The organism is Xenorhabdus miraniensis, assembly GCF_002632615.1.
This window is the reverse complement of sequence record NZ_NITZ01000003.1, coordinates 106,677-120,414: the sequence shown is the minus strand read 5'-3', so window position 1 is coordinate 120,414 and position 13,738 is coordinate 106,677. Positions and strand designations below refer to the sequence as shown.

Genomic DNA, 13,738 nt, shown 5'->3' with positions numbered 1-13,738 from the left:
TTGCCTCCAATTACAATTTGCCCAACTCAGCCAATGCCGCAGATAAACGCACTCTCATCGCAGATTTATCCAGCATATTTTCCAGCGCAATGATTTTTCTATCCGCATTCTGAATAATCAGTTGCTCCGCAATATCTTTCGTGCCAACAAAAATATCACTCACGGTTCCTTTGGCTGAGCCTAAATCAACATGTTCAACACTGGCTTCTACACCCAATTCTTGCAGGATATTTTTGATGCTCATTTCCATTATCAAGCTCGTGCCTAAACCATTACCGCAAACGACTGTAATTTTCATGATATTGTCCACCATGTGGGTAGATATGGGTCAGTAACCTTGAACGATAGAAAAAATTTCGTCCCGGCTACTGGAATGAATTAATTGATTGATTTCTTGTTGGTCATCAAAAAGTTCAGCCAGCTCAGCCAACACTTCAATGTGGCTGTTGCTGTTTGTTGTCGCGAATACGATCAATAACTTAATGGGGTCATTACTTTCAGAGCCGAACGCAACACCTTGATGAAATACGGTTAAACTTAAAGCAAGGCGATTAGCCCCCTGTTCGGGCCTTGCATGTGGGATCGCAATACTCGGGCCAACGACGTAATACGGGCCAATTTCTTCATGGGAACGGTAAATGGCTTCAATATAGCTCGGTTCAATCGCACGGTTATCAATTAGTGGCTGGCATGCTATCGCAATAGCTTCACGCCAATCTTTTGCACAGGAAACCCATTGGATAACGTCAGAAGTCAGTAAAGTTTTCAGCACTCAGTTTCCCTCAGAGAAATAGCCCAATGTATAAAAAGGATAGTCACTGAACCGATGGAAAGCGATAAAAAGCACGGTAAAGCGGGTAAATCACATTTTGATATTTTCCCATCTGACAAGCCGATGCTTTGTTAAGTATCGGATAAAAAATCCCCAGACTGAAAAGTCTGGGGATTGCAGGCTTTTTTATTAATGATCGATTTTATTAACGAACCAAATGCAAAAAGTGAATATGTTTCTCATATTGATCCAAAATATCATGGATGATCTGCTCCTGAGTCCAGCTCATCAAATCGTAATCCTGCCCACCTTCTTTAAGGTAAACTTCCGCACGATAATATTTTTGCTCCTCGCTTCTTTCACCATCTTCAAAACCAGCAAGGGCGAATGCAGGCTGGATATAACCCCTTAGACGCACTTCATACACAAAATTGAGGTTTTCGCCAAAATCCACTTCAAAATGAATGCGATCGTCCATTTCATCATTGATCACAACGACTTTGTTCTGCTTCTCCAACTCTTTGGCGACCATTTCCATTGCTTTCTTAATGATTTCGTTCATAAAACGTTTCACCTGCGAGCATTTAGGATAATAGACGATGTTTCTCAATCTCCGTTGCCACGGAATCGGATTGCGGCTGGCCGGCGGCGCGATTGTGGTCATTTGTTGGCTATCTTTCTTGTATGCGTCAATCCGTAATGCTTTGAGTAAGCCATAGATGGATATCAATAAGATGGCCGAGAAAGGAAGCGCACTGGCAATCGTGACGGTTTGCAAGGCTGACAAGCCCCCTGCAACCAATAATGCAATGGCAACAACCCCCATCAACCCTGCCCAAAAGATCCTTTGCCAGACTGGTGTATGCTTAGCGCCACCAGAAGCCAGTGTATCAACTACCATTGCGCCTGAATCCTCTGAGGTAACAAAAAACATAACCACCATGGCCATAGCAATGAATGACAGAACAGCAGGAAACGGGAAATGTTCCAAAAAGTTAAATAGCGCCAGAGAGACATCTGTCTGCACGATATGGGCTAACTCCTTTGCTCCTTTATTGGCAATCAGATCGATGGCGCTATTACCAAATGCCGTCATCCACATCAGCGTGAACCCACTGGGTACAAACAGAACACCTGTCACAAATTCTCTGATTGTCCGGCCCCGGGAAACCCTTGCGATAAACATGCCAACGAATGGAGACCAAGATAACCACCATCCCCAATACAGCAATGTCCAGCCCCCTAACCAATTACTGGATTTAGGTTCATAGGCATAAAGATTAAACGTTTTGCTGACAATTTCCGAAAGGTAGCCGCCTGTGTTTTCCACAAAGGATTTCAGCAAAAGTACTGTTGGCCCCAATGCCACAACCAGAACTAACAATAAAAACGCCAGGCCCAAATTCAATTCAGATAAAATGCGAATGCCTTTGTCCAGACCGGAAACAACGGAAAGAGTAGCCAGTGCGGTAATCAGAATAATCAATACCACCTGCACTGTTTCATTGATAGGCAAATCAAACAGATGGTTAAGGCCCGCATTGACCTGAAGAACGCCATACCCCAAAGAGGTGGCAACACCAAATACAGTACCAATAACAGCAAAGATATCCACGGCATGACCAATCGGCCCATAAATTTTATCGCCGATAATCGGATACAAAGCAGAGCGCAGTGTCAAAGGTAAACCGTGTCGATAACTAAAAAATGCCAGAATTAAGGCCACAATCGCATAAATTGCCCAGGCATGAAGCCCCCAATGGAAGAAAGTCAATTTCATCGCTTGTTTGGCAGCAGCAATGCTTTCAGGCGTCCCTACCGGAGGGGATAAATAGTGCATGGCAGGTTCAGCCACGCCAAAAAACATAAGCCCGATCCCCATGCCCGCAGAAAAAAGCATGGCAAACCAAGAAAAATAACTGAAATCTGGTTCAGCATGGTCGGGGCCGAGTTTTATATTGCCGTATCTGGACAAGCCCAGATAGGTGACCGCAAGTAAAATTAAAGCAACAGTAAGGATATAAAACCAACTGGCATTAACAAATATGTCCTGCTGTAAGGCCTTAAACCATCGGTCGGCAAGTTCGGGTTTCAAACCAGCGAATGTCACCAGTGCAATGACTAAAAACGCTGAGAAGAAAAAAACTGGTGGGTTAATGTAAGTTTTAGTCTTTACCTGACCAGTATTATCTTGACTCATAATTATCCTTCAATATTAGTGTTCGACACTATCTCCTATTTACTCCAATAAGCAATATTTCATAGGGATTTCATAATATTACATATGACTCTGATAAAGAATCACATGCCTCACAAGCATCTTGTGTCTAGAATTTACACAACCTGCATAAGAAGCAACCTTACCATAAAAGCAAAAGTAACTGTACTTACAGATGAGTATATAGACTGGCAATAAAAATATTATTTACACAACGAAGTAAATACATACAGTAATTATCGATATCACAGAAATGTGTATTGAATCTGGAATTACAAAAATTAGTTAGTTACATTGCCCATTCAATATTTGTATTGACTTAAACTCGTTAGGTGTCACTGTTTTGTCTAAATATAAAACAAAAAAATATGACCAGAAAATTTTTGATTATTTGGACATACTAGATAAGCGTTTCTCTTTAGGATTTATTGCTATCACTCTGATGGTTGTTCTTATCTTCGATAAAAAAATAGCTAAAGTTCTTTTTATTATCTGGCCTGTTTATAGCCTTATTTATATACGGATGTTTCGCAAGTTCTCTAATCAACTTAAGGGAAAAGGTATGCGCGAACTGACTAATTCATGGGGAAATTCACACCCTTTTTACCAATTTAGTAAGCTCTGCGTTTTCTTATCTGTTATTGGTTTTATCATTTTTCTTCTGTTTTTTCTCAGCCATATTATTACAGGTGAGTCAACGTAGAATCCAATAAAAAAACCCAGCCAACAATGACTGGGTCTTCAAAATAGCTTCTTTAGCTTATTGTCTTACAAGGCGCTTTTTGCCTGTTGAACAATATCAATCAATGGCTGTGGCCAAACACCAAGGATCAACACCAACAACGCAGTGAGTAGCACAACAATCCCGCCAGAGGTGAATGCCCAATTGCTTGGTGTATCGCGGTTCAGTGCCTTTGGTGCCGGCAGGTACAAACTCACCATCACACGCAGATAGTAATAAAGGCCAATGGCACTACCCAAAACTACTGCGCCGGTCAACCACCATAACTCTGCTTCAACACCTGTTGCGATAACGTAGAATTTACCGATGAAACCAAAGGTTAATGGTATTCCCGCCAATGACAGCATCATGATAGTCATAACTGCTGACAGAATCGGTTTATGCCAGAACAGGCCTCGATATGAGAACAATGAATCTGCATCCGGCCCTCTGTATGGGCTGGACATCAGGCTGACAATGCCAAACGCGCCAATGCTGGCAAGTAAATAACCGACCAGATAAACACCTGCTGTCTCTTCTGCCAGAGTGTGATCTTTGATGGCAACCAATACCACCAGCAAATATCCCAGATGTGCTATGGATGAGTAACCCAGCAGGCGTTTGATATTACTTTGTGTCAATGCCAGCAAGTTACCAAACAGAATAGAGGCAATAGCAATTACCGTCAGCGCAATACGCAGCGTTGCGCTATCCGTCACTGGTGCTTCAAGGAATAAACGCATGACCACGGCGAAGATAGCAACTTTACTTGCCGTCGCCAGAAAGGTTGATACTGGTGCCGGAGCGCCTTGATAAACATCAGGTGTCCACAGTTGGAAAGGCACAAGGGAAAGTTTAAAGCCCAGTCCCACTATCATCATGCCCAATCCAGCCAAAACCAATGGCTCATGCAGTTTGCTGTCACTCAGGCTCTTACCCAATGATGCAAAAGACAAGTCACCGGATTCTGCATACAATAGTGCAATACCAAATAACAGGAATGAAGATGCGGCGGCAGACAGTAGCATATATTTGATAGCCGCTTCCAACGAACGTTTCTGGCGATACGCATAGCCTACTAAGCCAAACAACGGCAAAGTGATCAATTCAATTCCGATAAACAACGATGCCATGTGGTTAGCCGAAGAGAGCAGAATTCCCCCGACAGCAGCAATCAGCACCAGTAGATAAAACTCTTCTTTATTATCGGGGTAGTTCTCCAGCCATGAGTAGGCAAATGTCGTCGTTGCAAGGCTCGCAATCAGCACAAGTGCTGTATAGAACATCGCAAAACGATCCACATGAATCAGGGGCGTGACATCCATTGGCTCCTGCTGTCCCACAAAATAGAGAGAAAGCAGAGCCAGATTAAGACCAATTACCGTCAAGGCGACATTGGTGAAATGATCGCGTCGCCACGCAATGGACAGCATCACAACCACCACCGTCAATCCGACGATTAATAGCGGCAACAGTGCGATCAATTGTTCAGAAGTTATTGTCATGGCGAATTACGGCCTTGTAGTTAAAAGTGAAGCTGAATACCAATTCTGGATGTTACTCATCGCTGCGGCAGAGGTATCAAGGATTGGCTGCGGGTAAACACCCAAAATCACCAGCAAGACAACCAGCAGCAGCAAAATGGAAATTTCACGAGCATCCATCTGCGGCAAGGGTTTATCGGTTTTCGGCGTTCCGTAATAAGCTTTCTGCATCAGATACAGCGCGTAAACAGACGCAAAAACCAAACCAAATACGGATACCGTAGTAATCAGGGTGAATTTGCTGAAGCTACCAAACAGGATCATGAATTCACCGACAAAGTTACCAGTTCCCGGCATACCCAATGTCGCTACCGCGAAAAACAGGGATATCGCAGGCAGAAGTTGAATTCTTCCCCATAGGCCGCCCATTTGACGCATGTCACGAGTATGCAGACGTTCATATAACTGACCACACAGAATGAACAGACCAGCAGCCGATAGGCCATGTGCAATCATCTGAATTACCGCCCCTTGGTAAGCCAGTTGGCTACCGGTATAGATGGCGATAAGTACGAATCCCATATGGGAAACACTGGTATAAGCAATCAGACGTTTGATGTCAGTCTGACTAAAGGCCATCCATGCACCGTAGAAGATGCCAATAACCCCCAACCACATCGCAATCGGAGCAAAATCCGCAGAAGCTTGTGGAAACAGAGGTAAACTGAAACGTAACAGACCATATGCCGCGGTTTTCAACAAGATCCCCGCGAGGTCAACTGAACCCGCTGTTGGAGCTTGACTATGGGCATCCGGCAACCAACCGTGCAAAGGAACAACCGGCATTTTCACTGCGAATGCAATGAAAAAGCCCAACATCAACAAATATTGGATGGTATATGACATCGGCGTATTCAACAGTTTTTCATAGTTGAATGACCACTCACCCGTTGCATCATGGTAAATGAAGGCCAACGCCAGAATCGAAATCAACATCACCAAACCACTGGCTTGGGTATAGATGAAGAATTTCGTTGCCGCCGTGATACGAGTTTTACCTTCTGAACCTCTATGACCCCAAAGTGCGATCAAGAAGTACATCGGTACCAGCATCACTTCCCAGAAGAAGAAGAACAGGAACAGGTCGATGGCAAGGAAGACCCCCATGACACCACCAAGTATCCACAACAAGTTCAGGTGGAAGAACCCTTGGTATGGCTGGTTTTCATTCCACGAACAAAGGATAGCCATCAACCCCAGTAATGCAGTCAATACCACCATCAGCAAGGACAGACCATCCAGTGCCAGATGAATGCTAATGCCAAAACGTGGGATCCACGGAAGCAGAAATTCTGATTGCCACTGTGGAATACCCTGAGGGTTGGTGAGTGTATAACCGCCCTGCAACCACAGTTGCAGGGAAAGTAACAACGTCAGCCCCATCGCCAGAAGCGCTATCCAACGCGGCATACGAGTGCCGAAGCGCTCCGCCTGCCAGCACAGCAGGCCTCCGATGAAGGGCAGTAGAATTAGCCAAGGTAATAGCATGGCGCAATGTGTCCCTTAATTAAACCAAAAGCAGCAGAGCTAAAACCAGCACTGCACCCAACCCCATAGAGGTAGCGTACCAACGGACTTGTCCGTTCTCACTCCAACGCAGCCCTTTATTACCCCAACGGGATAATATGGCTGGAATGTTCATCAGTGAGTTCAAAGGATCATTCTGCAACAAGCGGGTAATGCCTTTGAATGGTTTCACGAATACCCAGTCATACAGTGCATCAAACCCCCACGCATGGAACCACCATGTGGAGAAGAAACGCCCCGGCGCACTGTTTGCAGTGGCATTGACCACATTGCGTTTGCCAAGATACAGCGCTGCCGCCAGCAAAATACCGACAACGGCAACGACGCCAGAAACAATTTCCAGTGTCACTTTGCCATCATGTCCTGCATTGCTTTCTGGCAAAACGCCTGTCAGAGGTAGTGCAATTAACGCACCAACAAAGGTGGACAACACCAACAATACTGACAGTGGTAAAGTGTGGGTAATGCCTTTAACTGGATGAGCATGGGTATTTTCTTCACCGTGGAACACAATGAAGATCATGCGGAAGGTGTACAAAGAGGTCATCAATGCCCCAGCCAACCCTGCCAGCATCAGGTTCATATGACCATTTGCCAGTGCGCCCCACAAGATTTCATCTTTACTGTAGAAACCTGCGGTTAACAGTGGTAATGCCGACAGTGCCGATCCACCGACAAGGAAACAGACATAAACAAACGGAATGCGCTTGCTCAAGCCACCCATTTTGAAGATGTTCTGTTCATGGTGACAGGCCAGAATCACAGAGCCAGAAGCCAGGAACAGCAATGCCTTAAAGAATGCGTGGGTCATTAAGTGGAAGATAGCGGCATCCCAGGCTTGTACTCCCAGCGCCAAAAACATGTAACCAATCTGGCTCATGGTTGAATAAGCCAGTACACGTTTGATATCCGTCTGTACCAGCGCAGCGAAACCAGCCAGTAACAGAGTCACTGCACCAATCACACCGACCAAATGCAGAACATCTGGTGCCATTAAGAACAAGGCATGGCTGCGGGCAATCAGATAAACACCCGCGGTTACCATCGTAGCCGCATGGATCAGCGCAGAAACGGGGGTCGGGCCAGCCATCGCATCTGCCAACCATGTTTGCAATGGCAATTGCGCTGATTTACCGACAGCACCACCCAGAATCATCAGGGTCGCCCAAGTGATCGCAGTGGAACCCGCTTCGATATGTTGTGGAGCCAATACCGCCAGTTCGCGGAAACTCAATGTCCCCAATTGGTCGTAAAGGATAAACATCCCAATGGCAAGGAACACGTCACCCACACGGGTCACGATGAAGGCTTTCATTGCCGCTGCACCATTGGCCGGGGTTTTGTAGTAGAAGCCGATCAGCAGGTAACTGCACAGGCCTACCCCTTCCCAACCGAGATACATTAACAGCATGTTATCTGCCAGCACCAATACCACCATGCTGGCGATAAACAGGTTGGTATAAGCGAAGAAGCGAGAATAGCCCTCTTCACCACGCATGTACCATGAGGCGTAAATGTGGATCAAGAAACCAATGCCGGTCACCACACCCAACATAGTCAGTGACAGCCCATCCAGTACCAGATTCACGGGGATACTGAAATTATCCACGTCCATCCAGTTCCACAATGTCTGGCTGTAAACCAGCCCTCCTGCTTCATTCTGGGAAAGGCTATTTTGGGAAAAGAAGTCGATCCCTGCCCAAAGCGTAACCAGAGCTGCCAGTCCAACAGAACCGATCCCAATAGTGGCTGACAGATTTTCAGACCAGCGGCCACGGGAGAATGCTAATAGCAAAAACCCCAGCAGTGGCAACAGAATTGTTAAATAGAGTAAGTTCATCCGCGCATCTCACTGACTGTATCAATATTCAGGTTCTGGCGACGACGGTGCAACTGTAGTAACAGTGCCAAACCGATACTCGCCTCGGCTGCTGCCAGAGTAATGGCCAAAATGTACATCACCTGACCATCAGGCTGGAGCCAGTAGCTGCCGGCAACCACAAATGCCAGCGCTGAAGCATTGATCATAATTTCCAGCCCAATCAGCATGAATAACAGGTTGCGGCGGATAATCAGGCAAGCGAAGCCCAACGTAAATAAAATAGCCGCCAGAATAAGACCATGGTGTAACGCTATCATTGTTGGTCCTCCACTCGATTGCTGATCACTTCACCTTGTCTATTTTCACGGCCAACGTGGTAAGCTACCACCATTCCCGCCAGAAGCAGCAAAGATGCCAGCTCAACAGCCAGGACATAAGGGCCAAACAAGCTGATGCCCACTTCTTTAGCACTGACCATTTCACCGCTAATTTCAGCAGATGGCAGCGTACTGATGGCATAACTCAACACAATCAGCAGCACGATAGAGAGAATAGACGGGCCGATCCAAGCCCGGGGCTGTAACCATGCCCGCTCCTGCTCGACGACCGATTTCCCTAAATTCAGCATCATTACAACGAAAACGAACAACACCATGATCGCACCCGCGTAAACGATGATCTCCAATGCACCAGCAAAATAAGCACCCAATGAAAAAAACACAACAGACAGTGCCAGCAAGGAGATAACCAGATACAACAGCGCATGTACCGGGTTGGTATGGGTTACCACTCTGAGTGTTGCGAGAATAGCAACCAGCCCTGCGACATAAAATGTAAATTCCATGAATATCGCTCCTTACGGCAACAGGCTTTTAACGTCGATAGGCTTGGCTTCGTTGTCGCCTTCACCTTTATCTTTGCCGTCAATCGCCATACCTGTCTTACGGTAAAAGTTATAGTCAGGATATTTGCCCGGCCCTGAAATGAGCAGGTCTTCTTTTTCATACACCAGATCCTGACGCTTGAATTCACCCAACTCAAAATCCGGCGTCAACTGGATAGCGGTAGTTGGGCACGCTTCTTCACACAAGCCGCAGAAGATGCAACGAGAGAAGTTAACGCGGAAGAATTCAGGATACCAACGACCATCTTTATGCTCGGCTTTTTGCAGGGAGATACACCCTACAGGGCACACCGCCGCACACAAGTTACAGGCAACACAACGCTCTTCACCGTCTGGATCACGTGTCAGAACGATGCGTCCACGGTAACGGGGTGGCAGATAAACCGGCTCTTCCGGATACATTTTTGTTTCGCGTTTATGGAAGGCATGAAGCCCTATCATCCAAATACTGCGTACCTGGGTGGCGAAACCGACCACTAACTCTTTCAATGTCATGGTTCAATCACCCCTTTTATTGAGCGTTGTATAAAATCACTGCGGCAGTCGCCAGCATATTAAGTAACGTTAACGGCAGACAGACTTTCCAGCCAAACGACATCACTTGGTCATAACGCGGACGCGGCAATGAAGCACGGATCAGGATGAACATCATCATGAAAAATGCCGTTTTCAGCGTAAACCAGATGAACGGAGGCAAGAGAGGCCCATTCCAGCCACCAAAGAACAGTGTGACGATTAAGGCAGATACCGTCACGATAGCGATATATTCCCCGACAAAGAACAAACCGAACTTCATGCCGGAATATTCGATGTGATAACCATCAGCCAATTCTTGCTCAGCTTCCGGCTGGTCAAAAGGATGACGGTGACAAACCGCCACGCCTGCAATGGCAAAAGTCAGGAAACCAAAGAATTGGGGAATGATATTCCACACATGTTGCTGTGAGTTAACGATATCCACCATATTAAAGGAGCCGGCTTGTGCCACAACCCCCATCATGGACAGGCCAAGGAAGACTTCATAACTCAATGTCTGTGCTGATGCGCGCATCGCACCCAACAAGGAATATTTGTTATTACTCGCCCAACCCGCAAACAGCACGGAATAAACCGCCAGACCTGCCATCATCATGAAGAACAGGATACCGATATTCAGGTCTGCTACCATCCACGTTGGGCTTATTGGCACGATCGCAAAGGCCAGAAGCAGTGAACAAAACGCAATGACCGGGGCTAAGGTGAAAATAGCCCGATCAGAGAAGCGTGGTGCCCAGTCTTCTTTGAAGAACATTTTGATCATGTCTGCGACGAGCTGTAATGAGCCGCCCCAACCCACACGGTTTGGCCCGTAACGGTTCTGGAACAGACCAAGGATGCGACGCTCAAAGAAGCTCATGAATGCCCCGCAGATAACCACTACCAACAGAATGACGGCAGCTTTCAGAACAGCTATCAGGATTTCAATCACATCGGGAGTAAGCCAACTCATTATGCAGCCTCCCGTAAGTTATTGATTGACTTGCCAGCAAGAACGGGTGGAATACCCGGCATACCCAACGGCAGACCCACTTGCCCCTGAGCCAGATTGTCACTCAAGCGCACTGCCAGACGCAGTTGTTGTCCTTCACAATCAAATTCCATCACGGTTCCTTCTGTCACATTCAGATGCTCCGCATCTTTATGATTGATCATCACATACGGCTCAGGAATGCGTTCCTGTATGACATCAGAACGCTGTGATAACTCATCACTGCCGAACAGATGGAAGTAAGGCGCAACATGCCATTGATTTTTTTGTGCAGTGAATGCGGTTGGAATGTTGTCAAAGTAGTTCAACCCGCCATCAACCGCTTCAATCAAACGAACTCCCGGATCACCGAAACGCAGTTTGCCGCCGACTTCGGCCTGGAATTTATTCCATGCCTGCGGTGAGTTCCAACCCGGTGCCCATGCAAACGGGATTTGCTGGCGAGGGGCATATGGGCTGTTATTCCCTTCCATCGAGAAGGCAAATGCCGTATCGATATCCTGTGGTTGACGTTGCTCGTGAACACTGACATCAGCCAGCATGGCGGTACGACCACTGTAACGATGAGGTGAGCGAGCCAATTTTTGCCCACGAATACGGAAAGTAGCATCCGGTGCTGCATTAACGATGCCTTTAAACTGCGGCATAGCTTTGACACAAGCTTCAATGACATGGTCAAGTTGCGTCCAGTCAGTCTGGCATTGTGTATACGTGGTATACAGAGAGTGCATCCAACGCCAGCTTTCCAGCATAATGACAGATTTGTCATAGAACGCAGGTTCATAAACTTGGAAATAGCGCTGTGCACGACCTTCCTGATTCACCAACGTGCCATCACTTTCAGCGAAGCTGGACGCCGACAGAATCAAATGTGCCTTATCCATAATAGCGGTGCGCTGATGATCAACGACGATCAAATTTTTCAGGCTATCCAGTGCGTTATTGATTTTATCCGCAGGTGCATGACGATAGAGATCGTTCTCCATCACAATAACGGTATCTGAATCCCCTTTGTCAATACGCCGTAAAGCGGCATCCAACGGCTGCGCTTCCATCATCGCCAGACCCAGGCTATTGGCATAAGCCGCAACATAGGAAAGCCCAACATTGGCACCTTTATCTTTCAATGCCCATGCGATATTAGCAGCAGCCTGAATCAAAGTATCACTACCCGGGTTGCTGCCACTGATAATCAACGGCTTTTTCGCTTCGCGCAGTGCTTGGGCAATGATTTCTACTTTTGCTTTCAGTTCATCCGGCAGATCATTGACAGCAGGAGCAATATTATTCAATGCGTGTGCCACCGCAAAACCAAAACGGGCCTGATCATCAACAGGCGCACGGTAACTCCATGCTGCAACATCATCCAGTTTGGTCTCATCGACGCTGGTCAGGAACAGAGGATATTTGGCGTGTTGACCAATATTCATAACAGCAGCGATTTGCCAGTCTGCCACTTTCTGGGCGGCGGCCATTTCGCGAGCCTTGCCCTTCACGGCCTGACGCACAGATAATGCCATGCGGGCAGCGGTTTGAGTCAGATCTTCCCCTAATACCAATACAGCATCGTAACCTTCAATGTCACGCAATGATGGGGTGTAAACGCCACCTTGTTGGAGAATCTCCAGCATCATATCAAGGCGATGTTGTTCTTCCGCTGAAATGCCGCTGTAGAAGTTTTCCGCTCCGACTAATTCACGCAAGGCAAAATTACTTTCAATGCTGGCGCGTGGTGAACCGATACCAATGGCATTTTTTGCCTGACGCAAGATATCTGCGCCCCCTTGCATAACCTGCTCGGCATTCAGTGAGATCCATTGATCGCCACGCAATTGTTGTGGCTGGCGAGGACGGTCGTCACGATTGACATAACCGTAACCAAAGCGCCCGCGGTCACACATAAAGTAGTGGTTAACCGTGCCGTTATAACGGTTTTCGATTCGGCGCAATTCACCGTAACGTTCACCGGGACTGGTGTTACAGCCGATACTGCACTGCTGGCAGATACTTGGCGCAAACTGCATGTCCCACTTACGGTTATAGCGTTCTGAATGGGTCTTGTCGGTAAATACCCCTGTCGGGCAAATTTCGACAAGGTTACCAGAAAATTCACTTTCCAAAGTGCCACTTTCAGGACGGCCAAAATAGACGTTGTCATGAGCGCCATAAACGCCAAAGTCCGTCCCATCTGCATAATCTTTGTAGTAGCGAACGCAACGATAGCAGGCGATACAGCGGTTCATTTCATGAGCAATAAATGGCCCCAGTTCCTGATTTTGGTGAGTACGTTTGGTAAAACGGTATTTACGGAATGAGTGCCCTGTCATTACCGTCATATCCTGCAAGTGACAGTTGCCTCCTTCCTCACAAACAGGACAGTCATGAGGGTGGTTGGTCATCAACCATTCAACAACACTTGCGCGGAATTGTTTTGCTTCTTCATCATCAATGGAAATATACGAGCCGTCTGATGCAGGTGTCATACAAGACATCACCAGACGACCGCGTGTATCTTCCGCGTTCTGATATTGCTTGACCGCACACTGGCGGCAAGCGCCAACGCTTCCCAGCGCTGGATGCCAGCAAAAATAAGGTATATCAAGCCCCAATGAGAGGCAGGCTTGCAACAGGTTATCAGCCCCGTTTACATCATAATCTTTGCCGTCTACATGTATCGTAGCCATAGTCAGCATGCTTCCCAA

The 13,738-nt window shown here is 46.9% G+C and carries 12 protein-coding genes; 1 reads left to right on the top strand and 11 read right to left on the bottom strand.

Translation table 11 applies throughout. The features are described 5' to 3' along the window. Positions 1-10 precede the first annotated feature (10 nt). From Xmir_RS04065 to Xmir_RS04055, 3 genes are all read right to left on the bottom strand, one after another. Positions 11-298 (bottom strand): PTS sugar transporter subunit IIB, encoded by a 288-nt coding sequence (locus Xmir_RS04065; protein WP_099113155.1) that lies wholly within the window; start codon positions 296-298, stop codon positions 11-13. A gap of 30 nt (positions 299-328) precedes the next feature. Next, on the bottom strand, positions 329-772 hold the full coding sequence (locus tag Xmir_RS04060; RefSeq protein ID WP_099113154.1) for a PTS sugar transporter subunit IIA: 444 nt from the start codon (positions 770-772) through the stop codon (positions 329-331). A 205-nt stretch (positions 773-977) separates the two neighbouring features. Next, positions 978-2,972, bottom strand: a complete 1,995-nt coding sequence (locus Xmir_RS04055) for a BCCT family transporter (RefSeq protein WP_099113153.1) — start codon at positions 2,970-2,972, stop codon at positions 978-980. Between the two features lie 361 nt (positions 2,973-3,333). Between Xmir_RS04055 and Xmir_RS04050 the strand changes: the two genes are divergently transcribed. Continuing rightward, positions 3,334-3,693 (top strand): hypothetical protein, encoded by a 360-nt coding sequence (locus Xmir_RS04050; RefSeq protein ID WP_099113152.1) that lies wholly within the window; start codon positions 3,334-3,336, stop codon positions 3,691-3,693. 65 nt (positions 3,694-3,758) lie between these two features. Here the strand turns inward: Xmir_RS04050 and nuoN are convergent, their stop codons facing one another. From nuoN to nuoG, 8 genes are read right to left on the bottom strand one after another with little or no spacing between them, the layout of a single operon-like run. Continuing rightward, positions 3,759-5,216: an NADH-quinone oxidoreductase subunit NuoN gene (nuoN, locus tag Xmir_RS04045; protein WP_099113151.1), complete on the bottom strand. Its 1,458-nt coding sequence runs from the start codon at positions 5,214-5,216 to the stop codon at positions 3,759-3,761. A 6-nt stretch (positions 5,217-5,222) separates the two neighbouring features. Beyond that, on the bottom strand, positions 5,223-6,743 hold the full coding sequence (gene nuoM / locus Xmir_RS04040; RefSeq protein ID WP_099113150.1) for an NADH-quinone oxidoreductase subunit M: 1,521 nt from the start codon (positions 6,741-6,743) through the stop codon (positions 5,223-5,225). A gap of 19 nt (positions 6,744-6,762) precedes the next feature. Continuing rightward, positions 6,763-8,622, bottom strand: a complete 1,860-nt coding sequence (gene nuoL / locus Xmir_RS04035) for an NADH-quinone oxidoreductase subunit L (protein WP_099113149.1) — start codon at positions 8,620-8,622, stop codon at positions 6,763-6,765. Then, positions 8,619-8,921: an NADH-quinone oxidoreductase subunit NuoK gene (gene nuoK, locus Xmir_RS04030; protein WP_047961372.1), complete on the bottom strand. Its 303-nt coding sequence runs from the start codon at positions 8,919-8,921 to the stop codon at positions 8,619-8,621. The genes nuoL and nuoK overlap by 4 nt, the downstream gene beginning before the upstream one ends. Further along, a complete protein-coding gene (nuoJ, locus tag Xmir_RS04025) occupies positions 8,918-9,448 on the bottom strand; it encodes an NADH-quinone oxidoreductase subunit J (RefSeq protein ID WP_099113148.1) in 531 nt (176 codons plus the stop codon). The genes nuoK and nuoJ overlap by 4 nt, the downstream gene beginning before the upstream one ends. A gap of 12 nt (positions 9,449-9,460) precedes the next feature. Next, the gene (gene nuoI, locus Xmir_RS04020; protein ID WP_047961374.1) at positions 9,461-10,003 is read right to left on the bottom strand and encodes an NADH-quinone oxidoreductase subunit NuoI; all 543 of its coding nucleotides are present in this window, start codon (positions 10,001-10,003) and stop codon (positions 9,461-9,463) included. 16 nt (positions 10,004-10,019) lie between these two features. After that, complete coding sequence (gene nuoH, locus Xmir_RS04015; RefSeq protein ID WP_099113147.1) at positions 10,020-10,997, bottom strand: NADH-quinone oxidoreductase subunit NuoH; 978 nt, start codon at positions 10,995-10,997, stop codon at positions 10,020-10,022. Continuing rightward, a complete protein-coding gene (nuoG, locus tag Xmir_RS04010) occupies positions 10,997-13,720 on the bottom strand; it encodes an NADH-quinone oxidoreductase subunit NuoG (protein ID WP_099113333.1) in 2,724 nt (907 codons plus the stop codon). The genes nuoH and nuoG overlap by 1 nt, the downstream gene beginning before the upstream one ends. Between the last annotated feature and the right edge of the window lie 18 nt (positions 13,721-13,738).

What these genes read in the sequence shown, in the direction of transcription:
- nuoL (WP_099113149.1), bottom strand. Translation starts at nt 8,622, where the DNA reads ATGAACTTACTCTATTTAACAATTCTGTTGCCACTGCTGGGGTTTTTG.
- nuoI (WP_047961374.1), bottom strand. Translation starts at nt 10,003, where the DNA reads ATGACATTGAAAGAGTTAGTGGTCGGTTTCGCCACCCAGGTACGCAGT.
- nuoH (WP_099113147.1), bottom strand. Translation starts at nt 10,997, where the DNA reads ATGAGTTGGCTTACTCCCGATGTGATTGAAATCCTGATAGCTGTTCTG.
- nuoK (WP_047961372.1), bottom strand. Translation starts at nt 8,921, where the DNA reads ATGATAGCGTTACACCATGGTCTTATTCTGGCGGCTATTTTATTTACG.
- Xmir_RS04065 (WP_099113155.1), bottom strand. Translation starts at nt 298, where the DNA reads ATGAAAATTACAGTCGTTTGCGGTAATGGTTTAGGCACGAGCTTGATA.
- nuoJ (WP_099113148.1), bottom strand. Translation starts at nt 9,448, where the DNA reads ATGGAATTTACATTTTATGTCGCAGGGCTGGTTGCTATTCTCGCAACA.
- nuoM (WP_099113150.1), bottom strand. Translation starts at nt 6,743, where the DNA reads ATGCTATTACCTTGGCTAATTCTACTGCCCTTCATCGGAGGCCTGCTG.
- nuoN (WP_099113151.1), bottom strand. Translation starts at nt 5,216, where the DNA reads ATGACAATAACTTCTGAACAATTGATCGCACTGTTGCCGCTATTAATC.
- Xmir_RS04055 (WP_099113153.1), bottom strand. Translation starts at nt 2,972, where the DNA reads ATGAGTCAAGATAATACTGGTCAGGTAAAGACTAAAACTTACATTAAC.
- nuoG (WP_099113333.1), bottom strand. Translation starts at nt 13,720, where the DNA reads ATGGCTACGATACATGTAGACGGCAAAGATTATGATGTAAACGGGGCT.